This window comes from uncultured Roseicyclus sp. (genome assembly GCF_937892565.1).
GTDB lineage: Bacteria > Pseudomonadota > Alphaproteobacteria > Rhodobacterales > Rhodobacteraceae > Roseicyclus.
Genome location: NZ_CALAHQ010000070.1, coordinates 50,951 through 71,697 on the forward strand (window position 1 = coordinate 50,951; position 20,747 = coordinate 71,697).

Below are 20,747 nucleotides of genomic sequence, written 5' to 3' on the forward strand. Positions count from 1 at the left end.
TGGTGTGTTGCATCTGCGGTGTCCCCTGCGGGGAAAACCGCGTGATCAGTCCTTGGACTCAGACGGTTTTTCATCCGTTTTCTTGGTGCGGGCTGCCCCGCTGCTGCGGCGATCGAGTTGTGCGGCGACGCCGCGCACCCCGTCACCGATATTCATGCCCACCTCTTCGCCCAGTCTCTGGACAGCGGGCAATTGCAGGGCCATCGACAAGACACCATCGACCAGTTGGTTGACCGTGCCGCCCTCGCTGCTGCCGCCACCTTCGCCACCAGCGGTGCCCGAACGGCCCATTCCGGTGATGTGGTTGATGCGGATGCTTTCGATTTTTTCGGCGGGCTTGAGCATGCGCTCGACCACATCGGGAAGGGTGCGAATGCGCGCCTCGTCAAGCTTCATGGCCATCAGTTCGGAGCTTTGCGTGTTTTCGGCGGTGATGACCGCCGACCGGCCCTCGGCCTCGGCAATCAGCTTGGCCTTTTGCGCTTGTGCACGCTCCAGCATGGCCTTGGCTTCTGCTTCGGCCATGGCCAGCATCGTGCCGACTTCGGACCGCACGCGGGTGTCGTCGACCTCGGCCTGTTCGGCCGCTCTGATCAAGGCCAGAACCTTGTCGCGGTCTGCCGCGGCTTGTTCGCGGATGGTGCGCACCTTTTCCTCTGCCTCGGCCCCGGCTGCGGTGGCGGCGATGGCTTCGGCTTCGGCATGGGCTTCTTCGACACGCTTTGCGGCCAGCCGCACGGCGTTTTCGGTCCTGGTCAGCGCGGTGGCCAATTCCGCGGCAAGTGTCTTTTCGCGCAATTCGCGGTCTTTGCCGATCTCGGTCAGGCGCACTTCGCGTTCACGCGAAATGCGGGCCGCCTCGCGGCGCTTTTCGGATGCTGCCTGTTCTTCGGCGGTTTCCGCCATCGACCGCGAGCGCGCGATTTCGATCTCGCGATGCTGGGTGATCATCGCCTCTTCTTCTTCGCGGCTGATCGTGAGCTTGCGCTTGGTGGCATCAAGCTGGCTTTGACGCACGGCCACCTCGGCATCGGCTTCGATCACGGCGCGCTCTTTCTTGTTGACCGCGATGATCTCGGCCAAACGACGCATGCCAAGCGCGTTGAACGCGTTGTTTTCGTCGAGCGCGTGGAATGGCGTCTGGTCGATCCGCGTCAGCGACACGGATTCGAGCAGCAGACCGTTTTGCGCCAGATTGTCGGACAGCACCTCCGAGACCTCGCGCGCGAAGGCCGCGCGATTGTCTTGCAGCTCATCCATCGTGTAGCGCGCGGCGACCGACAGCATGGCGTCGACCAGCTTGCCCTCAAGGATTTCCGCCAGATCGGCCGACCGAAAGGATTTGCCCGCCAATGCCTGCGCGGCGGTGGCGACGCCTTCGGCCGAGGCCCGAACGCGGACATAGAATTCCGCCCCGATGTCGACGCGCAAGCGGTCCCGCGTGATGATGGATTTCGGCCCCAACCGCTCGATCTCGAGCTTGGTGGTGCGCATGTTGACCTCGGATACCTTGTGCAAGAAGGGCAAGGCAATGCAGCCCCCATCCAGCACGACCCTTTGGCCACCGGCACCTGTCCGTACAAGGCTGACCTCGCGGGTGGCCTTGCGATAGTAGCGGTTGAGGAAAAGAATACCCAGTATGACGACGATAAGAAGGATGACGAGGCTTACGAACACCAGCATCAGACGCGCTCCCGTTCAGGCTGGCCTGTCGATCAGTCAGACCGCAGAACCTTGTTGGACCGAACAGCCGGCTCATTAATTGAACGTTCGTTCGATTCCGTGACCCAACGTACGCAGGGTGTGAAAAACCTGTCAATCGACAGATGCGCGCGCGTCACGAGAATTATCGATTATTTCATGTTTCGGCCGACCCCGATCTTTCGTGCAGCGATCCCCGGGCGCCGGTTGGCCCATCTGGTGCGAAAACGGGCGATCCGAAAAGGCGCGGCCGGGGTCAGATGCGCGACTCACGGCAGGCCGTTTCCAACCCGATCAAAACGCCCGCGATCATGTCGTCACGATGCATCGAGGCATAATCGGCGCGTTGGTGCATCTCGAGGTGGCTGTCGGTCGCCATCTGATCCAAGAGATCTGCGACCTGCGCGGGCAGGTAGGGAAGATGCATGAAACCGGCGACACTGTCCGGGTGATGCCCTGCGCAATGATGCAGCGTGACATAGGTTGTGGCGTTGCACAGATAGGTTCCCGCAGTTGCCGATTGACGGCACGGCAGACCCGCGGCGCGAATCGCTGCCTGCATCGCATCGGCGGGCAGCGTGGACAGATAGCCGTCGGGACCGGCTTCGATCACCTTGCCGTTCTGGCGGTGACCGATGTTGTCGGGCAGTTCGAACCATGACCAGTTCGAAGCGACCCGTTCGATCCGCAGCATCGGCTCGCCGGGCCAAAGCCCCAGCGACAAGATCACCTGTGGGCGCACATCGTCGATCAGTGCCGGCATCTGGACACACATGGCCGCGAAATCGACAGGCAAGACATGGCCGCGCACCGTCGTTCCCGCAATGCGGGTGCCGTCCAGGGCCCGCGCGATCACCTCGGATGGATTTGCGCTGCGTCCGCCATAGCCTTGAAACCCTGTGACCAAGATCATGCCGTGCCCCCCATTCGGCCGCCGGTGAGGGCGGCACCTGAGGCAAACTGGACCGCCTTTGGGCGGATGTCACTTGGCAAATGCAGCGCTGATCTTGTGCGGGAACGGGCACGGCCGCTTGGATGCGCCATCCGGCCAAGCTGTGCCGATCACAAACGGGGGCGGGGGATTTCCGTGGGTGGTACCAGCGCCCCGGCTTGAACGGGGGACCTCCTGATCCACAATCAGGCGCTCTAACCAACTGAGCTACGCCGGCACGAGGGGTGGGATAGCCAAGCGAGGGCGCGATTGCAAGGGGTCATGGCCACCACATCGCTTGCGCTTGGCCGCGTCTGCGGCTACCCCGGCCACAGGGCTTGGAGGTGCAGGACATGGGTATCAACAAGGAAAGCGAGATCGCAGCCAACCTGCAGATCGGACCGACGACGCTTGGCATGGTGCGCATCTATGTCGAAGGCGATGGTGTTGATCTGCCGCTCGATTTCGAACCCGAAGAGGCCGAGGAAATCGCCGACGAGCTGCGCGCAGCCGCCGCTCTGGCGCGCAACATGACAAAGCAAAAGCGCTAGAGCGGTCCCAGCCCCGCGCCGGGATCGCGCATCCCCTGAAGCCGCAGCGCGGCGTGTCGGGCAAAGCGCTGGATGACCGCGCGCCGCCTTGCAGGCGCCAGTTTCGTCTCGGGCCCCATGCGCAAGATCGCGGCGTCATACGCATCGGCGATGATCAGACCGGTGCCATCGGGCAAGAGGTCGGCGGGAAAATCCGCATCCACCGCCCAGAAATAGCGATCCCCCCATTCCAGATAGCCACCCCATTTCCCGTCCGAGGTGAAATCGGCGCGGCTTGATTTGCATTCGATCACCCAAAGCTCACCCTTGGGGCCCAGCGCCATGACATCCAGCCGCTTGCCCCGTTCGGGGGTGAATTCCACCAAGGTCACAAAATCATGGCCCCGCAAGTGGCGACAGACGCCGCGCGCCAAAAGCTGACCGGGGGCAACAGGATCGGGAGTGGCGGGGGAATGGGACATGGCACAAGACTGGAACAGAATGGGAACGCTGGCAAGCCATGCTGGGTACTTGCCAGCGCGGTCGCGGGGGCCTATCTGAAAGGGTGACGGCTCTGCTCTTCGCGTGCCTGTGGCAAAATTCCGGTGGCCTTAAGCATTTCCGAGGGGGCTGGCTCTGTCCGGATCCTGGTCCGGTTATCTGGCGCCCACCTGTAAAACCAGGTCCTCGGGAATTGACGCCTCCACGGTTGCTGCGGTCCCCGTCACAGCAAGACGCCGCCCCGCAAGGGGCGGCGTGTGCGCTGGCCCCCCAGCGGCGGCTTAACGGCGCTGGCGGCTCTCGCGCACCCGCACCAAGATCGCATCGCGCTGAAATTCCGGGGCGCGGTGACCGCCTTGGTCATCATCATCATCATCGTCGCCCAGCATCATGATCTGATAGCCGATCTGCACCGCGCCAAAGGTGATGGCAAAAAACACCACCAGCATCACAAGTGCGATCGGCCCTTCGGCGGTATGGGTCACCAGATGCCACAGCCCCGCCACATCAAAGACCAACAGCAAGCCCACGAACACAACCGCCAATGCAAAACCAATCAAGGCGTGACGCAAAATGAAGGCGATGTGTTTGGGCATGGCACGCATCCTTTGGCTTGGTGTCATCCAAAGGTAGCGGTCGTTGCGCCGCGCACAAGAGGGCGCGGCGCTTGATCGCGTTTGCGGCGCTGTCTTGCCCAAAAGTCAGGCAGCGTTCAGCGCCAGCCACCCGATATAGGCCGCATAGACGGCAAGAAACAAAAGACCCATGCCACGCCCGATCCGCCCCAACGTCAGCGCCCCAATGAGCAACAGCGCCGTTCCCGCCACCAGCCCAAGATCCAGCATCGACAGATCGGCCGGCACCGGGATCGGCACGATCACCGCCGTCAGACCCAGAATGGCCAGAATGTTGAACACATTCGACCCCAGCACATTGCCCAAGGCCAGCCCGGCCTCGCCACGCCGGGCGGCAATGATGCTGGTCGCCAGTTCCGGCAACGACGTGCCCACCGCAACGATGGTCAGCCCGATCAGGGTTTCACTGACGCCAAAGGCGCGCGCTATCCCCGTGGCACCCTCGACCAAGAGCCAGGCACCGCTGACCAGAATGCCCAAGCCCACCAAGAGATAAAGCGCGATCATCCCCGGCCCCATCTGCACAACTTCGGGGACAGGTTCCATCGTGGCATCGCGCCCAAGCGCGCGCCAAAGATAGACCGCCAGCGCACCCAGAAGGATCATCCCCTCGATGCGGCCGATATCGGCCCCGATCATGATCACACCGATGCCAAGAACGGTTGCCACGACCAACCAGACACGATCCTCGGTTTCGGCGGTGTCGGTCGGGATCGCGGCGATCACAGCGGCAACGCCCAAAATCAGGACGATATTGGCGATATTGGAGCCCAACACATTGCCGATCGCGATCCCCGGCGCCCCCGACAGCGCCGCCGAAAGCGACGTCAGCATCTCGGGCATGGATGTGCCAAACCCCAAGACCACCGCCCCCACGACCGCCATGGGCAATCGCATCCGCGTGGCAAACGCCACAGCACCCCGCACGAGGCCTTCGCCCCCGACCAGCAACATGGCCAGCCCGGCCACCATCATCACGGCATTCATGTCTGACTGTTCCCTTGATCCGGCGCTGGCGCATCCGCACACACGCGTTTGTGATGAGATGGGTGGCCGCCACAGGGCGGCAAGGGGGCCCGACCCGCATTATTCATGCAAGATCATTTCAGAACGCTTCGGGCCTCGCCTCACGCGCCATGTGATCGAGAACGGCGTTGACGAAACCCGGCTCGCGGCCTTCGGGGAAAAAGGCGCGCGCGACATCGACATATTCGCTGATCACCACCTTGGGCGGCGCGGCACCTTGGGTCAATTCGGCGCCCGCGGCCCGAAACAGCGCGCGCAAGGTGGGATCGATGCGTGCGATGGGCCATTTCGCCACCAGCGCCCGATCGGTCATCTGATCGATCCGGGCCTGAAAATTGACCGCATCCTCCAGCGTCTTGGCAAAGAGATCGGGGTCGCCCTCGGCCATCTCTTCGCCGTCATAGACCGCGCCAAAGCGATGGGTTTCAAACTCGCGGCGCACCGTTTGCACCATCTGACCCGAGGCTTCCATCTGAAACAGCGCCTGCACCGCATAAAGCCGCGCGGCCGAGCGCATCTGGCGGCGCTCTTCGCGGCTGATGCCCTTGGGGCGCGGCGCTGTCGCGTCTTCGCTTGTCATGATGTCGCTTTGCTTTCGGATCGGGGCTGGAAGCCGACGCCGCCTTTAGGCTTGGCAAAGGTCCGCGTCAACGCGATCAGGTGCAGGGCCGCCGCCGCCGCCCCCCCCGCGGTGTTCAGCCGCGCCGCATCGGCGCGTTCCTCGGCCTGATCGCGGGTTTCGACCGTGATGATGCCATTGCCGATGCACAGGCCCTGCAACCCCAGCATGGTCAGCGCATGGCTGCTTTCGTTGACGACCACATCGTAATGGCTGGTGGCCCCCCGGATCACACAGCCCAGCGCCACATAGCCATCGAATTCGGCCAGACGATGCGCGATGGCGATGGCCGTGGCAATCTCGAGCGAACCGGGCACCTCGATCACCTGATGGGTGGCGCCCGCCTGATCCAGAACGGCTGTCGCCGCAGCGATCTGTGCATGCGCGATGGCGGTGTAATAGGGGGCGATCACGATGGCGATCCTGACGGGCTTGTCGAACGCCGGCAGCCCCATGTCATTGTCGGAATGTCCGGCCATTATCCAAGCTCCGAGATCTTGCGGGTGCCCATGATCGACAGCCCATAGGCTTCCAGACCCACGACCTTGGGTTTGGGGGAATTGCTGAGCAAGATCATGTCGCTGATCCCCAGCGATGACAGGATCTGCGCGCCCAGCCCGTATTGGCGCAGGGTCTGGGGGCTGACCTCGTCCCCGACCACCAGCTTCATCGTCAGATCGCGCAGCAAGACCAGCACGCCGCGCCCCTCGGCCGCGATCAGGCGCATGGCATCGCCGAACTCGTCCGCCCGCCCCTTTGGGCCGACACCAACCACATCCAGCAGCGGATCCATCGCATGCATGCGCACCAGAACCGGCGCCGGCCCGCCGATGTCGCCCTTGATCAGCACGATGTGTTCGGCACCCTGCGTCTCGTCGGTGTAGATGCGCATGGTCCAGTCGCCACCGAACTCGCTGGTGATGGTCTGCTCCTGGCGCATCTTCACCAGATTGTCGTGCCGCCGGCGATAGGAAATCAGATCGCTGATCGTGCCGATCCTGAGGTTGTGGCGCTGTGCAAACGCCACCAGATCGGGCAGCCGCGCCATGCTGCCATCCTCGTTCATGATCTCGCAGATCACGCCCGAGGGGTTCAGCCCCGCCAGACGGCTGATGTCGACCGCCGCCTCCGTATGGCCCGCCCGCACCAGCACCCCGCCATCGCGGGCGCGCAGCGGAAACACATGGCCGGGCGTGGCGATATCGGCCGCGCCCCGGCTGGCATCGATCGCCACCTGCACCGTGCGCGCACGGTCCGCCGCCGAAATGCCCGTGGTCACACCTTCGCGCGCCTCGATCGACAGGGTAAAGGCCGTTTCATGGCGCGAGGAATTGTTGGTCGACATCAAGGGCAGCCCCAGCTGGTCGATCCGCGCCGATGTCATCGACAGACAGATCAGCCCGCGCCCATGGGTGGCCATGAAATTGATCGCATCGGGCGTGGCCCATTGCGCGGGGATCACCAGATCGCCCTCATTCTCGCGATCCTCATGATCGACAAGAATGAACATGTGGCCATTGCGGGCCTCTTCGAGGATTTCCTCGATCGGGGAAATCGCTTGCGACCAGTCCCGTTCGACCGGTCCCGGCTGTTCGAAGGTTTGCATCTTGCCCGTCCTCTCGCGCGAGTGTTCGCCGCCAGATAGACCATCCGCCCGGCCATGACTAGGCCGCCGCTAGGCTGGGGGCCCTGCGGCAAACAGCATCTCGCGATCGATCACACCGGCAAGGCCCGCTGCCCCCGACCAGCCCCGTTCGATCCCCGTGGCCGCGACCAGAACCACCCCATCACGCGGCAAGCGCCTGTGGGCCAGCAGGCTTGTGAGCGCCGCGCGCGTTTCGCGCCATGATGCGGTGAAACCGGGTGCGGCGCCGACCGCTTCGAACAGATCGGGATGGACCGCGGACAGATCCTGGGGCCTGCTGGGTGCATAGACTGCCGCCAAACGCTCGACCGCCCCCGACAGCGTCTCGAGCCGTTCGGCCACACCCACCGGCATCGCCACCCGTCCCGGCCTCAGATCCAGCGCATTGCCCGAAAACAAGAAGGCCACGATATCATGGCCCGATGTGGCGCGGATCGTGGCATAGGTCTGATAGGGAAGCCCAAGCCGTTTGGCCCGCGCCACACGCAGGCGGACCACCTCCAAGGGCAGGCTGGGCAAAAGCGCGCGCCGCGCCTTGGTCCAGGCCAGTTTGCGAAAGCCAAAGCCCGGCTCCATCGTCGGGCCGCCATTATGCCCCAGCCCGTGGGGCGCCCCATCCGTGGTCATGCAGCACCCCCTGCCCTCTTAGCTTCAACAATTCGCCCGCCGGAGGCATCCGACGCCCCACGCCGCGCAAGGCCGGACAAGCGATCGGCCCCTCCGGCCGCGCCGCGACGGCACAGCCGGCGCGCGCCCGACGACGGCATGGCCCCGCCATGCGCGAGGAGGGCGCCGCCCCCTCAACCCCATTCCTGCAACCGCGCCACATAGCGTGCCAGCGTGTCGATCTCGAGATTGATCCGGTCGCCCGGCGCGGTCGTGCCCCAGTTGGTCACCGCCTTGGTGTGCGGGATCAGGTTCACCCCGAAGTCCGCGCCGCTTACCTCGTTCACCGTCAGCGAGGTTCCGTTCAGCGCCACCGACCCTTTTGGCGCGATGAAGCGGGCAAGCGCATCGGGTGCGCGAAAGGTGATCCGGGTCGAAGCGCCCTCATCGTGCATCGCCACCACCTCGGCCACACCATCGACATGGCCCGACACGATATGGCCGCCCAATTCATCGCCCAGACGCAGCGCCCGTTCAAGATTGAGCCTGCGCCCCGGCACCCAATCGCCCAGCGCCGTCTTCGAGACGCTTTCCGCCGAGACATCGACCTCGAACCAGTCGGGCCCCAAAGCGGTGACCGTCAGACAGACCCCGTCGCAGGCGATCGAGGCGCCGATCTCGATTGTGGATGTGTCGTAGCCGGTGCCGATCCGAACCTTCAGATCGCCACGGTGGTCGAGCGCGCGAACCTCACCTTGATCGGTCACGATGCCTGTGAACATGGCGTTGTCCCTCTTGATCTTTCCTGCGCCCAGAAACCACGCATGCCCCCCCGCTTCAAGAGGCCGCGCCGCCGCATGGCGGGTGGCGGTGGCCATGACGACCGCCGCGCCAGCTTGCAATTTTTATCGAAATCGCATTTTTTGCGCTTTAGTTTGGTAAAAGGTCTGGCCATGGCTTGCGACAACGCCCACCGCGTCTTTCTGTTTTTGCAAGGCCCCCATGGCCCGTTCTTTGGCCAGCTGGGGCGCATGCTAGAGGCCGCTGGCGCAAGCGTTTGGCGGGTGGGCTTCAACAAGGGCGATGAGGTCTTCTGGCCCGACCGCGAAAGCTATATCGCGTTTCGCGATCCTGTCGATCGCTGGGCCGACCGCGTGGCGGCCCTGCTGAAGCAAAAGGGTGTCAGCGATCTGGTGCTTTATGGTGACACGCGCCCTATCCATGCCACGGCGATCGCGGCCGCGCGGGCATGCGCCATCACCGTGCATGTGTTCGAAGAGGGCTATCTGCGCCCCTATTGGGTGACCTATGAGCGCGGCGGGGCCAATGGGAATTCGCCGATCATGGATCTTGGGGTGGCCGACATGCGCGCCGCACTCGACGGGCTTGATCTTGATCTGCCCGATGCCCCGGCAACTTGGGGCGACATGCGCCAGCATGTCTTTTACGGGGCGCTCTATCATCACTACGTCTTTTTGCGAAACCGCAGCTATGGCCATTTCCGCCCCCACCGCGCGTTGAGCGTGGCGCAGGAATTCCGGCTCTATCTGCAGCGGCTGGCACTGATGCCGCTGCATTGGCTGGATCGGGCGCTGGCCACACGACGGATCAAGTCGGGCAGTTTTCCCTATCATCTGGTGTTGTTGCAACTGGAACATGACGCCAGCTTTCGCGATCACGGGCCCTTTGGCCGCATGGAGGATTTTCTGCGCGTGGTGATCGGGGGCTTTGCGGCGGGCGCGCCGGCACATCACCATCTGGTCTTCAAGGCCCATCCGCTGGAGGACGGGCGCACGCCGCTGCGCCGCAACATCCGCAAGATCGCCGCCGAGCATGACGTGGCCGGGCGGGTGCATTTCGTGCGCGGCGGCAAGCTGGCGCGGCTGTTGAGTGATGCGGTCTCGGCGGTGACGGTCAATTCCACGGCCGCCCAGCAAGCGCTCTGGCGCGGTCTGCCGCTCAAGGCCTTCGGGCAGGCGGTCTATCTCAAGCCGGAATTCGTCTCGAGCCAGCCGATAGAGGCATTTTTTCAAAAGCCCCTGCGCCCCGACAGCCGCGCCTATCGGGTTTACCGACAATTCCTGCTGGAAACCTCGCAGATCACCGGCAGCTTCTATTCCGCGCGGGGACGGCGGCAACTGCTGCGTCAGATCGTGGATTTGATGCTGGCGCCCGACGATCCCTATCAGGCCTTGCGCAAGGGCAGACCGGCACCGCGGCAACACCTGCGGCTGGTGCGATAAACGAGCACTGGTCACAGCGGCGCAAAATCGCTATCATACTGGAAAAAAGATAGTCCGAGGCAGGATCAGACAACAAGGAGCCACGCGGTGACATCCATGGCATCCCGCATCGCGCGCTTGGCCGCGCTTTGCGCTATCTTGGGCATGGTGACGGCTTGCAGCCTGTTGCCCCGCACGGGTCCCACGCGCAACGAATTGTTCTCGGGCGCGGTTGAGCGCGATGGCAATGCCTTTGTGGTCGAGGTCGACCAGCGCGTGACGGCGGCCACCGCCCAAGTTCCGGCGCTGGGTTTTCCCGCCGCGCTGGTCAATGCCGCGATCGCGGACACCGATGTGATCCGTCCGGGCGACACCATTTCGCTGACCATCTATGAAAACGTCACCGATGGCCTGTTGGCCGGCCAAGGTGCCGCTGCCGCCGTGATCGACGAGGTTCAGGTCGATGGATCGGGCTTCATCTTCATCCCCTATGCGGGTCGCGTTCAGGCGGCTGGCAATACGCCCGATGCGCTGCGCGAGGTGATCACCCGCAATCTGGATGAACAGACCCCTGATCCACAGGTCGTGGTGCGGCGCAGCGCGGGCGACGGGTCAACCGTGACCATAACGGGCAGCGTGGGCGCTCAGGGCGTCTATCCGATCCAGCGGCCTACCCGGACCTTGTCGGCGATGCTGGCGGCCGCCGGCGGGGTGACGGTCGACGCCGAAACCGCGCAGGTGACATTGGTGCGCGGCCCCCATCGCGGCACGATCTGGTTTCAGGACCTGTTTCGCGATCCTGCGCTCGACATCGCCTTGCGCGGGGGCGACCGGATCCTGGTCGAAGCCGATGGGCGCAGCTTCACCGCGCTGGGTGCCACGGGCAGCCAAAGTCTGGTGCCCTTTGACGCACAGGCGATCTCGGCCATCGAGGCGATCGCCTCGGTTGGCGGCTTGAACCCCAACTTTGCCGATCCCACGGGTGTTTTCGTGCTGCGCGACGAAGCCGAAACCGTCGCACGCGCCGTGGTGGGGCGGGCCGATCTGATCGGGCCGCAGCGGCTGATCTATGTGCTGGATCTGACCGCGCCGATGGGCATGTTCGAAGCGCGCGATTTCGTCATTCGCGATGGCGATACGGTCTATGTCACCGCTGCCCCGATCACCCAATGGAACAACGCCATCCGGGCGCTGACCGGAACGCTGGGTGCCGCCGGAACGGTCAGCAACGCTGTCCAGTGACCCCAAAATGGGCGCGCCAGACGATGCCTCGGCGGCTGCGCAACGCAAGCGGGGCCATGTCTTTACCGCGGGATTTCTGACGCAAGGCCGGGTGCGGCGCATCTTGACGCTGGCGGGCCATGATCTGCGGCTGGGCTGGCCGGGGCGCGGGGATGACGTGCTGGTCTGGGGCCATTCGCCCCATGCCGCGCGGGGCACCGCGATTGCCAAGCGCAGCGGCGCGCATCTGATCCGGGTCGAAGACGCATTCCTGCGCGGGCTGCACCCCGGCCGATCGGGTGGGCCGCCGCTTGGTCTGATCATCGACCGGCGCGGGATCCATTTCGACGCCGGGGCGCCATCCGATCTGGAAATCCTGCTGGCGACCCACCCGCTCGACGACCCGGCGCTTCTGGACCGGGCGCGCGCTGTCATGGCCCGCATCGCCGCCGCGCATCTGACCAAATACGCCGCGACCGACCCAGGGCTTGATCCACCCGCGCGCGATTACGTCCTCGTGATCGACCAGACGCGCGGCGATGCCGCGATCGCGCTGGGCGGGGCCAGCGCCGACAGCTTTGCCGACATGCTGACACAGGCCCGAAACGATCACCCCGGCCGGCCCATTGTGATCAAGACCCATCCCGAAACCCGCGCCGGCCATCGCCCCGGCCATTTCGACCCCGAGACCCTGCCGCCGGGCGTGATGCTGGAGGAGCGCCCGATATCGCCCCAGCGCCTTTTTGGCGGGGCGCGCGCGGTCTATTGCGTGACCTCGCTTCTGGGGTTCGAGGCGATCCTCGCGGGCCATCGCCCGGTGCTCTTCGGCGTGCCCTTCTACGCCGGATGGGGCCTGAGCGAAGACCGACGCCCGACGCCCGCGCGCCGCCAGCGCGGTCTGTCCCGCGCCCAACTGGCAGCGGCGGCGCTGATCCTTTACCCCACATGGTATGACCCTTATCGCGACCGTCTGGGCCAGATCGAGGATGCGATCGGCGCGCTTGAGGCCGAGGCGCGCGCATGGCGGGCGGATCGTGCAGGGCATGTCGCGGTGGGCATGCGCGCCTGGAAGCGCCGCCATCTGACGCAATTCTTCGGCCCGATGCGCTTTACCGATGATCCCGCCCGGGCCGCCGGCGATGGGCGGCCCGTGATGGTCTGGGCCGGGCGCGAAACGCCCGCGCTTGTCGCGGCCTGCGCGGCGGCGAAGCGCCCGCTTCAGCGGCTGGAGGACGGGTTCTTGCGGTCGCGCGGTCTTGGGGCGGAACTGGTGCCCCCCCTGTCGCTTGTCCTTGATGATCTGGGCATCTACTATGACCCGACCCGCGAAAGCCGCCTCGACCGTCTGATCGCGCAGGCCGCCGGGATGGACGCCAAAGAGCTTGCCCGCGCCCAGGCGCTGGTGGCGCGGCTGGTGGCGCTGGGGCTGACGAAATACATGCCCGGCGGTGAGACCACGCTGCCCCTGACAGGGGGGCGGCCCCTGATCCTTGTGCCGGGGCAGGTGGAGGATGACGCCTCGATCAAGCTGGGCGCGGGCGAGGTGCGCACCAATGCGGGGCTGTTGCAGCGCGCCCGCGCGCTGATGCCCGAGGCGGTGATCTTGTACAAACCCCATCCCGACGTGGTGGCGGGGCTGCGGGGCGGGGCGGTGGCCGCCGATGTGCTGGCGGCCTGTGCCGATGCGGTGCTGGAACGCGGCGATCCGGCGGCGCTATTGGCGCGGGTTGACGGGGTGGTGACGATGACCTCGGGGATGGGGTTCGAGGCGCTGTTGCGCGGCGTGCCGGTCACCTGCCTTGGCGCGCCGTTCTACGCGGGCTGGGGGCTGACCCAGGATCTGGGACCGCGCCCCGCCCATCGCCGCGCGCGCCCCAGCCTTGCCGCGCTGGCCCACGCGGCGCTGATCGCCTATCCGCGCTACCACGATCCCCTGACCGGCCTGCCCTGCCCGCCCGAGGTCGCGCTGGATCGTCTGGCCGATGGCGTGGGGCTGCGCGGGCGTCCGGGGCTGAGGGCGCTGGCCAAGCTGCAAGGGTGGTTCGCAGGGCAAAGCTGGATCTGGCGGGGATGAGAGGGGGATCCAGCCATCATGCCCGCGCTCTGCCGCGCACGGCGGGGTGAAGGCCAGAGCAGACTCATAGGCTGTGGCCACAATCTGCAATAGCCAAAGCTCATATATCACCGCTTCCTTCTTGTAAGCAGATCGTTCACCAACGGGTCCAAACCTCTCCTCCATCCCGCAGAGCAGACGCCGGGAAGAGGGGGCGCCACGGCACGCCCCCCCTACCCCATCACCACCGACAGCGACCCGATGCCGGGGATCACCACCTCGACCGTCATCCCGGGTTTCACCGGGGCGGCACCCAGCGAGGTGCCGCAGGCGATGATGTCGCCGGGGTTGAGCGTCATGTCGTGGGACAACAGGCTCACGATCTGGGGCGGCGACAAGATCATGTCGGAGGCCTCGTAGGATTGCCGCTCGCGCCCGTTGACCAGAACCTGAACCGTCAGATCACGCCAATCGAGCCCCGTGGCGATCACCGGGCCGATGGCGCCAAAGCCGTCAAAGCCCTTGGCGCGTGTCCATTGCGGGAAGGACGGATCGGCAAAGAGCACGCCCAGCGATGTGAAATCATTGACGCAAGTGTAGCCAAGGATCGCGGCTTGTGCCGCCTCGGGGGGGATGGCCTTGCAGGTCTGGCCGATGACGATGCCCAATTCGCCCTCGAACACGACGCGCCCCGCCGCCTCGGGGATGGTGACGGTGGCCCCCGGCCCCGCCAGCGCGCTGTCGGGCTTGAGGAAGTAAAGCGGATGGGTCGGGTGGGCATGGCCACCCTTTTCGGCGGCGGCCTTGAAATTGTTCCAAAGCCCGATGAATTTGCCGGGTACGACCGGCGGCAGCAGGGTGATCTGTGACAGCGGCACAGGCGCGCCTGTCACCGTGGCCGAGCCCAGGCCTGCGCGCGGCTCAAGGCTGTCTTGCACGATGACGCCGATGATCGCCTCACCCGCTGGTGTCGTTGCTCTGGCCCATTTCATGGGATTGCCCCCCTTTGGCATGCATGGCGTTTGGCGCTGTGTGTCGTCTGGTCGCCCGTGGTGCAAGATCGTTCAGGGCGTGTCGCCGGTCGGATCGCGGCCCCAAAGGCTCAAGACATCGGATCCCAGCCGATGGGTGTCGTGCAAGGCAAAGCGCGGCGCCTCGGGCAGGGCTGCGATGCCCATGGCGCCGATGGCGGGCGTGCCTTCGGCGCCCAGCACGATGCCCGCGGTGATCACCGCCAGATCATCCACCAGATCGGCCGACAACAGCCCCGCGGCCAGCGCGCCGCCGCCTTCGCAAAAGATGCGCGTCAGACCCGAAGCCCCCAAAGCCGCCATCACCGCGCCCAGATCAAGCTGCCCGCCCGGCCCCGTGGCCACTTCGATCCGCTGCGCGCCCGCCGTGTCCCATGCCGCGCGCGCGGCGGCGGGCGCATCGGGGCCATGGCAGAGCCAGACGGGCACTGCCCGCGCGCTTTGGTGCAAGCGGCTGTCCAAAGGCAGGTCCAGTCGTCGTGACAAAACGATGCGCACAGGCTGATGGGTAATGCCCAAGCCCCGCACCGTCAGGCTTGGGTCATCGGCGCGCGCGGTGCCCGCACCCACCATGACCGCATCGTGGCAGGCGCGCATCCCATGCACGGCGGCCCGCGCGGAGGGGCCCGTGATCCATTGGCTTTCGCCGGTCGCCGTGGCGATGCGCCCATCGGCCGATGTGGCAAGCTTCAGCGTCAGCATCGGGCGGCCCTGTGTCACGCGGGTCAGAAAACCGCGATGCGCGCGCCGCGCCTCGGGGGCACAGACATCCTCGGTCACCTCGATCCCTGCGGCGCGCAGCGCGGCCAACCCGCGCCCCGACACGCGCGGATCGGGATCGCAGAGCGCCACAACGACACGCGCCACCCCGGCCGCGATCAGCGCATCGGCGCAGGGCGGGGTCTTGCCGTGGTGGCTGCACGGTTCCAGACTGACATAGGCGGTGGCGCCGCGTGCCTGTGGCCCTGCTTGCGCCAGGGCCATGGTTTCGGCATGTGGGCGCCCCCCCGCTTGGGTCCAGCCGCGCCCAAGCACGCGACCGTTCCGCGTGATCACGCAGCCAACGGCCGGGTTGGGCCAGACCCGCCCCAGACCGCGCGCGCCCAAGCCCAGCGCCAGCCGCATCCAGCGGGCGTCGTCGCCCGACCCCATCGCTCAGCCGTCGGTCTTGGATGCAGGCGGTGCCAGTTCGGCCAGAAAATCCTCGAAATCATCGGTCGCCTGGAAATTCTTGTAGACACTGGCAAAGCGCACATAGGCGACCGTGTCGATGGCCGACAGCCGCTCCATCACGATCTCGCCGATCTGTTTGGACGAGATGTCGGTCTCGCCAAGGCTTTCGAGGCGGCGCACGATGCCCGACACCATCTGGTCGATGCGTTCGGGCTCGATCGGGCGTTTCTGCATCGAGATGCGCACCGAACGTTCCAGCTTGTCGCGGTCGAAATCTTCGCGGCGGCCCGAGGATTTGACCACAACCAGATCGCGCAACTGGACCCGCTCATAGGTGGTGAACCGCCCGCCACAGGCCGGGCAGAACCGGCGACGGCGGATCGCGACATGATCTTCGGCCGGGCGCGAATCCTTCACCTGGGTATCGACATTACCGCAAAACGGGCAGCGCATCTGCCTCCCCCCCTTTTTTGTCCCTCGGGCGGCGCGATGCGCCTGTCCCGGTCTTGTCCATAGGGTCGTGGACCCATTTATCCACAGCCACTATAGGCCAGCCCGCAGGGGTTGGGTAGATGGCATTTCACCAACACAGCATGTGGGGTTTGACGCCTCAGCCGGGCTGTGCGGCCACCGCGACGCGGCCTGCATCGGTCAGATCATAGACCCCGCCACCCAACCGCGCGAACCACCCGTAGTGGTTGTCGCGCATCAAGGTGGTGGCGCGCACCACGCCGGTTGCCGATTTCACCCAAGCGCCCCGACAGGCCCCCGCCGCCGCCAGATGCCGCGCGCACAGCAACGCATCCTGCCGATAGGCCGTGACGCGCTGGCCCTGCACCCCGCCCAGATTCGGATCGCCGCGCCTGCGGGCGAATTCGGCCATGAGCGCGCGCCGCTTGGCTGCGGATTTGCGCGGGGCAAAGGGGCCGGGATCGCACAGAACCTCGACCAGGCCGGTCGACAGGCGCACCGTCATCACCCCCAGCCCCAGGCGCCGCGCCAGCTGCGTGTTGTCGGCCAGCGCTTTGCGAAATCGCCGTCCCTGCCCGGCGGGCACCGCCAGATAGACCTGATCGCTGATGGCCAGCCGCGCGACGCCTTGATGGAACAAGGCCAGGGAAAAGCCTGTCTTCAGCTCGACAATCACAGGCTCATGACCGTCGCGCAGCGCCACGACATCGGCGGCGCCGATCTCGGCCTTGACGCTGTAGCCTGCGGTTTCCAAAAACGCCTTGATCGGCGGATAGAGATCGGTTTCCTGCATTCTGCCCTTACCCGGCGCGCTCTGGCCTTGGCTTTGGCTGCACCCTGACCGGTGCGCGACCCGGGAACAAGCCGCCCGATCCGATTCCCGGCTTGACAGCGCCGGGCACGCCCCGTATCCCCCCCCGAGATTTCCGGGTGTGGCGCCATGCCTACGCCCCTTTCCATTTCCGAGCTTGAGGACAACATCATGTCGCGTGTCTGCGAACTGACCGGCAAGGGCCCGATGGTTGGCAACAATGTCAGCCACGCCAACAACAAGACCAAGCGGCGTTTCTTGCCGAACCTTTCCGAGGTATCGCTGGGGTCTGACATTCTGGATCGCACCTTCAAGCTGCGCATTTCGAATGCCGCGCTGCGCACCGTCGATCACCGCGGTGGTCTGGATGCCTTCATGGCAAAGGCCAAGGATGTGGAGCTGTCCGACAAGGCCCTCAAGATCAAGAAAGAGATCGAAAAGGCTCAAGCCGCACAGGCCTGAGACCGCTCGAGAGAACGGAATGAATTGCGCCCCGCAGCTTGGCCTGCGGGGCGTTTGTCTTTTTGTCGCGTTCCCTCGACCCGCGCCACACGGCATATCGCCCGCATGCACAGCTTGCGCGCCCTGATCTTGTCGCTGGCCGCCTTGGCGATGATCGCCACGGGTGTGTCTGCCGGCATGGCACGGGGCGCGATGGCCGCCGAGCGTCAGCTTTGTTCGGTCACGGCTCCGGGATCGGTGATTCTGGCCCATGACGGGCTGCCGCTGTTTGATGCAGATGGCCAACCCGTCACGCTGGAACAGGCGCTGTGTCTGGATTGTCTGGTGGTGGCGTTTGACCTGCCGCCGGCAAAGCCTGGCCCGGTCGCGTTGCCAGCCATCGCGGGCGTGGCCCTGCGCCCCAGAGATCTCGACTGGTCGCCCGCGCGCGCAGCGCCCGGCGGTCAGGCACGCGCACCGCCCTTGGCGATCTGAGCGCGCTTGCCTGACCTTTTGCCCTCAGACCAGACGGAGACTGGACCCATGTCCTTGAAGTTGTCCTTGAACCCGCTTTTCCTTGCCGCTGCGCTTGCGCTTTTGCCCGGCTTTGCCCATGCCCAGATGCAGGCCCATGACGCCTATGCCCGCGCCGCCAGCGCCATGGCTGTTTCCGGCGCGGCCTTCATGGCTGTCACAAATCCCACCCGAACCGATGACCGTATCCTGGCCGTCCGGTCCGATGTCGCCGACCGGATCGAACTGCACACGCATCTGCAAACCGCCGAGGGCGTGATGCGCATGGTCAAGCTCGATGACGGCATCGCCTTGCCTGCCGGGCAAACCGTGCTGTTGGAACGCGGCGGGCTGCACATCATGTTTCTTGGGCTGACACGCCCGCTCAATCATGGCGATGCAATCGAACTGACGCTGGAATTCGAACATGCCGAACCGCTGACCGTGAGCGTTCCCGTCGATCTGGAACGAATGCCCAGCGACGGCGGCGCGATGCAGCAAGATAATGGCCACCACGGCCACGGCAGCCACGGCCATCAGGGTCACGCGCAAGGCTCGGGCGGCTGACAGCCCGACCCTTGGCCGGCCATGCGCGGGCGATGCGCGCCGGATCGCTGGTTCGCCCGCGCCAATGATCCCGGCGCGGGCCGGGTCACCGCGGCGTTAGCTGCAGGTTGCTTCGGCGGCCTCGCCAAAGTCGCGCCACGCGCGCCACAGCTCCTCGTGGCGGCGGCGGTCGGATTGGCGCACGTCTTGCGCGCGCTCGGGATCGGTAAAGAACCGTGCCCCCTCACGCATCTGGCTACCGGTCAGGGTGCGCTGGGCCACCTGGCCCACGCAAGAACACAGCGTCCGATCCCCCGAGGCGCGGGCGGACTCCAGACAGGCGCGTTCGATGGGATTTGCCCGGGCAGGAACAGCCACAAACAGCGCTGCAACACCCAGCGCAAGCACACATGCAGGCAACAAAAGGTTGGATTTCATCGGCAGGCCTCAATGATCACGATCGTTCGGGCGGCGGATCTGTGTCCGCCTTGGGCGATGCATGCCTGAAAATGTGATCGGGTTCAATTCCTGACGGCTGTGGGATGGGCCGCGGGCGGGTTCGGCGCGGAATGCCGCGCATTCTGCGATGGCCCTTATGGCTTTGGCCCCTTTCCCCACCGCGCCCCTTCCGCTATCTCCCGCTGGACCCTATCCCCATGCAGGCCGTCCATGACCGAGCTTTCGCGCATCCGCAACTTCTCCATCGTCGCCCATATCGACCATGGCAAATCCACGCTGGCCGACCGGTTGATCCAGATGACCGGCACCGTGGCCGAACGCGACATGCAAGAACAGATCCTTGACAGCATGGATATCGAGCGCGAGCGCGGCATCACCATCAAGGCCAACACCGTGCGCATCGAATACCCGGCGCGCGACGGAAACACCTATATTCTCAACCTGATCGACACCCCCGGCCATGTCGATTTCGCCTATGAGGTCAGCCGGTCGATGCGCGCGGTCGAAGGCTCGCTTCTGGTGGTCGATGCCAGCCAGGGGGTCGAGGCACAGACGCTGGCCAATGTCTATCAGGCGATCGACGCGGGCCATGAGATCGTGCCGGTGCTCAACAAGATCGACCTGCCCGCCGCCGAACCCGACCGCGTCAAGGAACAGATCGAGGATGTGATCGGCATCGATGCCTCGGATGCGATCCCGATCTCGGCCAAATCCGGCCTTGGCATCCCGGAGGTGCTGGAAGCCATCGTCAGCCGGCTTCCAGCACCAAGGGGCGAGCGCGACGCGGCGCTCAAGGCGATGCTGATCGACAGCTATTACGACGCCTATCTGGGCGTTGTTGTCTTGATCCGTGTGATCGACGGGGTGATCAAGAAGGGTGATCGCATCCGCATGATCCGCACCGGTGGCACATACCAGATCGACCGCTTGGGGGTGTTCAAGCCCGCGATGCAAGACATCGACGCCCTGGGCCCGGGCGAGATCGGATTTCTGACCGCACAGATCAAGCTGGTGCGCGACACCCGCGTGGGCGACACGATCACGCATGAGAAAAGACAATGCGACGCCGCCCTGCCGGGTTTCAAACCGTCGGTGCCGGTGGTGTTTTGCGGGCTGTTCCCGGTCGACACCAATGATTTCGAACCGCTGCGCGATGCCATCGAAAAGCTGGCCCTGAACGACGCGTCCTTTACCTATGAGATGGAAACCTCGGCCGCGCTTGGCTTTGGCTTTCGCTGCGGCTTTCTGGGGCTTTTGCACCTTGAGGTGATTCGCGACCGGCTGGAGCGCGAATATGACATCGATCTGATCACCACCGCGCCTTCGGTGATCTATCATGTCCACATGCGCGACGGCACGCTGGTGGAACTGCACAACCCCGCCGACATGCCCGATCTGACCTATGTCGACCACATCGAGGAACCCCGCATCAAGGCCACGATCCTGGTGCCCGACGACTATCTGGGCGATGTGCTGAAGCTGTGTCAGGACCGGCGGGGCGAACAGCTTGACCTGACCTATGCGGGCAGCCGCGCGATGGTGGTCTATGACCTGCCCCTGAACGAGGTGGTGTTCGATTTCTACGACCGGCTGAAATCGGTGACCAAGGGCT

Annotated in this window: 23 protein-coding genes and 1 tRNA gene; 8 read left to right on the forward strand and 16 right to left on the reverse strand. The window is 65.2% G+C overall.

Going from position 1 to position 20,747, the window contains the following annotated elements; all coding sequences use genetic code 11:
• Positions 1-45: 45 nt before the first annotated feature.
• From Q0094_RS09945 to Q0094_RS09955, 3 genes are all read right to left on the reverse strand, one after another.
• Entirely contained in the window at positions 46-1,683 is a 1,638-nt protein-coding gene (locus Q0094_RS09945) for a flotillin domain-containing protein (RefSeq protein WP_297618622.1), read from the reverse strand.
• Between the two features lie 274 nt (positions 1,684-1,957).
• Positions 1,958-2,614 carry a hypothetical protein gene (locus Q0094_RS09950; RefSeq protein WP_297618625.1) on the reverse strand — a complete coding sequence of 219 codons (657 nt, stop codon included), beginning with the start codon at positions 2,612-2,614 and terminating at the stop codon, positions 1,958-1,960.
• 179 nt (positions 2,615-2,793) lie between these two features.
• Positions 2,794-2,870: transfer RNA gene (locus Q0094_RS09955), tRNA-His, on the reverse strand.
• A 115-nt stretch (positions 2,871-2,985) separates the two neighbouring features.
• Here Q0094_RS09955 and Q0094_RS09960 point away from each other — a divergent pair.
• The gene (locus tag Q0094_RS09960; protein ID WP_297618627.1) at positions 2,986-3,183 is read left to right on the forward strand and encodes a DUF6324 family protein; all 198 of its coding nucleotides are present in this window, start codon (positions 2,986-2,988) and stop codon (positions 3,181-3,183) included.
• Here Q0094_RS09960 and Q0094_RS09965 read toward each other — a convergent pair.
• From Q0094_RS09965 to Q0094_RS10000, 8 genes are all read right to left on the reverse strand, one after another.
• Entirely contained in the window at positions 3,180-3,644 is a 465-nt protein-coding gene (locus Q0094_RS09965) for an MmcB family DNA repair protein (RefSeq protein WP_297618630.1), read from the reverse strand. The genes Q0094_RS09960 and Q0094_RS09965 overlap by 4 nt on opposite strands.
• Before the next feature lie 300 nt (positions 3,645-3,944).
• Positions 3,945-4,259 carry a hypothetical protein gene (locus Q0094_RS09970; RefSeq protein ID WP_297618634.1) on the reverse strand — a complete coding sequence of 105 codons (315 nt, stop codon included), beginning with the start codon at positions 4,257-4,259 and terminating at the stop codon, positions 3,945-3,947.
• A gap of 105 nt (positions 4,260-4,364) precedes the next feature.
• Positions 4,365-5,285, reverse strand: coding sequence for a calcium/sodium antiporter (locus tag Q0094_RS09975; RefSeq protein WP_297618637.1), 921 nt, complete (start codon positions 5,283-5,285; stop codon positions 4,365-4,367).
• A 118-nt stretch (positions 5,286-5,403) separates the two neighbouring features.
• Positions 5,404-5,904, reverse strand: a complete 501-nt coding sequence (nusB, locus tag Q0094_RS09980) for a transcription antitermination factor NusB (protein WP_297618639.1) — start codon at positions 5,902-5,904, stop codon at positions 5,404-5,406.
• Complete coding sequence (locus Q0094_RS09985) at positions 5,901-6,422, reverse strand: 6,7-dimethyl-8-ribityllumazine synthase (RefSeq protein ID WP_297618641.1); 522 nt, start codon at positions 6,420-6,422, stop codon at positions 5,901-5,903. Before Q0094_RS09985 ends, nusB begins: the two co-directional genes overlap by 4 nt.
• Positions 6,422-7,549: a 3,4-dihydroxy-2-butanone-4-phosphate synthase gene (gene ribB / locus Q0094_RS09990; protein WP_297618643.1), complete on the reverse strand. Its 1,128-nt coding sequence runs from the start codon at positions 7,547-7,549 to the stop codon at positions 6,422-6,424. Before ribB ends, Q0094_RS09985 begins: the two co-directional genes overlap by 1 nt.
• A gap of 69 nt (positions 7,550-7,618) precedes the next feature.
• Entirely contained in the window at positions 7,619-8,215 is a 597-nt protein-coding gene (locus Q0094_RS09995; RefSeq protein WP_297618645.1) for a hypothetical protein, read from the reverse strand.
• Positions 8,216-8,388: 173 nt separating this feature from the next.
• Positions 8,389-8,976, reverse strand: a complete 588-nt coding sequence (locus Q0094_RS10000; RefSeq protein ID WP_297618683.1) for a riboflavin synthase — start codon at positions 8,974-8,976, stop codon at positions 8,389-8,391.
• A 171-nt stretch (positions 8,977-9,147) separates the two neighbouring features.
• Between Q0094_RS10000 and Q0094_RS10005 the strand changes: the two genes are divergently transcribed.
• The 3 genes from Q0094_RS10005 to Q0094_RS10015 all read left to right on the forward strand — a co-directional run bounded on the left by Q0094_RS10005 (position 9,148) and on the right by Q0094_RS10015 (position 13,711).
• Complete coding sequence (locus tag Q0094_RS10005; RefSeq protein ID WP_297618647.1) at positions 9,148-10,437, forward strand: capsule biosynthesis protein CapA; 1,290 nt, start codon at positions 9,148-9,150, stop codon at positions 10,435-10,437.
• A 96-nt stretch (positions 10,438-10,533) separates the two neighbouring features.
• Positions 10,534-11,658, forward strand: coding sequence for a polysaccharide biosynthesis/export family protein (locus Q0094_RS10010; protein WP_297618650.1), 1,125 nt, complete (start codon positions 10,534-10,536; stop codon positions 11,656-11,658).
• A 7-nt stretch (positions 11,659-11,665) separates the two neighbouring features.
• Complete coding sequence (locus tag Q0094_RS10015; protein ID WP_297618653.1) at positions 11,666-13,711, forward strand: capsular polysaccharide biosynthesis protein; 2,046 nt, start codon at positions 11,666-11,668, stop codon at positions 13,709-13,711.
• Positions 13,712-13,923: 212 nt separating this feature from the next.
• Here the strand turns inward: Q0094_RS10015 and Q0094_RS10020 are convergent, their stop codons facing one another.
• The 4 genes from Q0094_RS10020 to Q0094_RS10035 all read right to left on the reverse strand — a co-directional run bounded on the left by Q0094_RS10020 (position 13,924) and on the right by Q0094_RS10035 (position 17,158).
• Complete coding sequence (locus tag Q0094_RS10020) at positions 13,924-14,682, reverse strand: fumarylacetoacetate hydrolase family protein (RefSeq protein ID WP_297618656.1); 759 nt, start codon at positions 14,680-14,682, stop codon at positions 13,924-13,926.
• Positions 14,683-14,754: 72 nt separating this feature from the next.
• The gene (ribD, locus tag Q0094_RS10025; protein WP_297618659.1) at positions 14,755-15,873 is read right to left on the reverse strand and encodes a bifunctional diaminohydroxyphosphoribosylaminopyrimidine deaminase/5-amino-6-(5-phosphoribosylamino)uracil reductase RibD; all 1,119 of its coding nucleotides are present in this window, start codon (positions 15,871-15,873) and stop codon (positions 14,755-14,757) included.
• Positions 15,874-15,876: 3 nt separating this feature from the next.
• The gene (gene nrdR / locus Q0094_RS10030; protein WP_297618663.1) at positions 15,877-16,347 is read right to left on the reverse strand and encodes a transcriptional regulator NrdR; all 471 of its coding nucleotides are present in this window, start codon (positions 16,345-16,347) and stop codon (positions 15,877-15,879) included.
• Between the two features lie 157 nt (positions 16,348-16,504).
• Positions 16,505-17,158: a DUF2161 domain-containing phosphodiesterase gene (locus Q0094_RS10035; RefSeq protein WP_297618666.1), complete on the reverse strand. Its 654-nt coding sequence runs from the start codon at positions 17,156-17,158 to the stop codon at positions 16,505-16,507.
• Positions 17,159-17,347: 189 nt separating this feature from the next.
• Between Q0094_RS10035 and rpmB the strand changes: the two genes are divergently transcribed.
• From rpmB to Q0094_RS10050, 3 genes are all read left to right on the forward strand, one after another.
• Complete coding sequence (gene rpmB / locus Q0094_RS10040) at positions 17,348-17,638, forward strand: 50S ribosomal protein L28 (RefSeq protein WP_297618685.1); 291 nt, start codon at positions 17,348-17,350, stop codon at positions 17,636-17,638.
• A 105-nt stretch (positions 17,639-17,743) separates the two neighbouring features.
• A complete protein-coding gene (locus tag Q0094_RS10045) occupies positions 17,744-18,112 on the forward strand; it encodes a hypothetical protein (protein ID WP_297618669.1) in 369 nt (122 codons plus the stop codon).
• A 48-nt stretch (positions 18,113-18,160) separates the two neighbouring features.
• Positions 18,161-18,697: a copper chaperone PCu(A)C gene (locus Q0094_RS10050; protein ID WP_297618672.1), complete on the forward strand. Its 537-nt coding sequence runs from the start codon at positions 18,161-18,163 to the stop codon at positions 18,695-18,697.
• 96 nt (positions 18,698-18,793) lie between these two features.
• On the opposite strand, the gene Q0094_RS10055 is transcribed toward Q0094_RS10050, so the two are convergent.
• Positions 18,794-19,114 (reverse strand): hypothetical protein, encoded by a 321-nt coding sequence (locus Q0094_RS10055; RefSeq protein ID WP_297618675.1) that lies wholly within the window; start codon positions 19,112-19,114, stop codon positions 18,794-18,796.
• 231 nt (positions 19,115-19,345) lie between these two features.
• Here Q0094_RS10055 and lepA point away from each other — a divergent pair.
• On the forward strand, positions 19,346-20,747 hold a 1,402-nt coding region (lepA, locus tag Q0094_RS10060), incomplete at its 3' end, for a translation elongation factor 4 (protein ID WP_297618679.1).

What these genes read in the sequence shown, in the direction of transcription:
- Q0094_RS09965 (WP_297618630.1), bottom strand. Translation starts at nt 3,644, where the DNA reads ATGTCCCATTCCCCCGCCACTCCCGATCCTGTTGCCCCCGGTCAGCTT.
- Q0094_RS09985 (WP_297618641.1), bottom strand. Translation starts at nt 6,422, where the DNA reads ATGGCCGGACATTCCGACAATGACATGGGGCTGCCGGCGTTCGACAAG.
- Q0094_RS10005 (WP_297618647.1), top strand. Translation starts at nt 9,148, where the DNA reads ATGGCTTGCGACAACGCCCACCGCGTCTTTCTGTTTTTGCAAGGCCCC.
- Q0094_RS09995 (WP_297618645.1), bottom strand. Translation starts at nt 8,215, where the DNA reads ATGACCACGGATGGGGCGCCCCACGGGCTGGGGCATAATGGCGGCCCG.
- nusB (WP_297618639.1), bottom strand. Translation starts at nt 5,904, where the DNA reads ATGACAAGCGAAGACGCGACAGCGCCGCGCCCCAAGGGCATCAGCCGC.
- ribD (WP_297618659.1), bottom strand. Translation starts at nt 15,873, where the DNA reads ATGGGGTCGGGCGACGACGCCCGCTGGATGCGGCTGGCGCTGGGCTTG.
- Q0094_RS09970 (WP_297618634.1), bottom strand. Translation starts at nt 4,259, where the DNA reads ATGCCCAAACACATCGCCTTCATTTTGCGTCACGCCTTGATTGGTTTT.
- Q0094_RS10050 (WP_297618672.1), top strand. Translation starts at nt 18,161, where the DNA reads ATGTCCTTGAAGTTGTCCTTGAACCCGCTTTTCCTTGCCGCTGCGCTT.
- Q0094_RS09960 (WP_297618627.1), top strand. Translation starts at nt 2,986, where the DNA reads ATGGGTATCAACAAGGAAAGCGAGATCGCAGCCAACCTGCAGATCGGA.
- Q0094_RS10035 (WP_297618666.1), bottom strand. Translation starts at nt 17,158, where the DNA reads ATGCAGGAAACCGATCTCTATCCGCCGATCAAGGCGTTTTTGGAAACC.
- Q0094_RS10010 (WP_297618650.1), top strand. Translation starts at nt 10,534, where the DNA reads ATGGCATCCCGCATCGCGCGCTTGGCCGCGCTTTGCGCTATCTTGGGC.
- nrdR (WP_297618663.1), bottom strand. Translation starts at nt 16,347, where the DNA reads ATGCGCTGCCCGTTTTGCGGTAATGTCGATACCCAGGTGAAGGATTCG.
- Q0094_RS09950 (WP_297618625.1), bottom strand. Translation starts at nt 2,614, where the DNA reads ATGATCTTGGTCACAGGGTTTCAAGGCTATGGCGGACGCAGCGCAAAT.
- Q0094_RS10055 (WP_297618675.1), bottom strand. Translation starts at nt 19,114, where the DNA reads ATGAAATCCAACCTTTTGTTGCCTGCATGTGTGCTTGCGCTGGGTGTT.
- Q0094_RS10020 (WP_297618656.1), bottom strand. Translation starts at nt 14,682, where the DNA reads ATGAAATGGGCCAGAGCAACGACACCAGCGGGTGAGGCGATCATCGGC.
- ribB (WP_297618643.1), bottom strand. Translation starts at nt 7,549, where the DNA reads ATGCAAACCTTCGAACAGCCGGGACCGGTCGAACGGGACTGGTCGCAA.
- Q0094_RS10000 (WP_297618683.1), bottom strand. Translation starts at nt 8,976, where the DNA reads ATGTTCACAGGCATCGTGACCGATCAAGGTGAGGTTCGCGCGCTCGAC.
- Q0094_RS10015 (WP_297618653.1), top strand. Translation starts at nt 11,666, where the DNA reads ATGGGCGCGCCAGACGATGCCTCGGCGGCTGCGCAACGCAAGCGGGGC.
- Q0094_RS09945 (WP_297618622.1), bottom strand. Translation starts at nt 1,683, where the DNA reads ATGCTGGTGTTCGTAAGCCTCGTCATCCTTCTTATCGTCGTCATACTG.
- Q0094_RS10045 (WP_297618669.1), top strand. Translation starts at nt 17,744, where the DNA reads ATGCACAGCTTGCGCGCCCTGATCTTGTCGCTGGCCGCCTTGGCGATG.
- rpmB (WP_297618685.1), top strand. Translation starts at nt 17,348, where the DNA reads ATGTCGCGTGTCTGCGAACTGACCGGCAAGGGCCCGATGGTTGGCAAC.
- Q0094_RS09975 (WP_297618637.1), bottom strand. Translation starts at nt 5,285, where the DNA reads ATGAATGCCGTGATGATGGTGGCCGGGCTGGCCATGTTGCTGGTCGGG.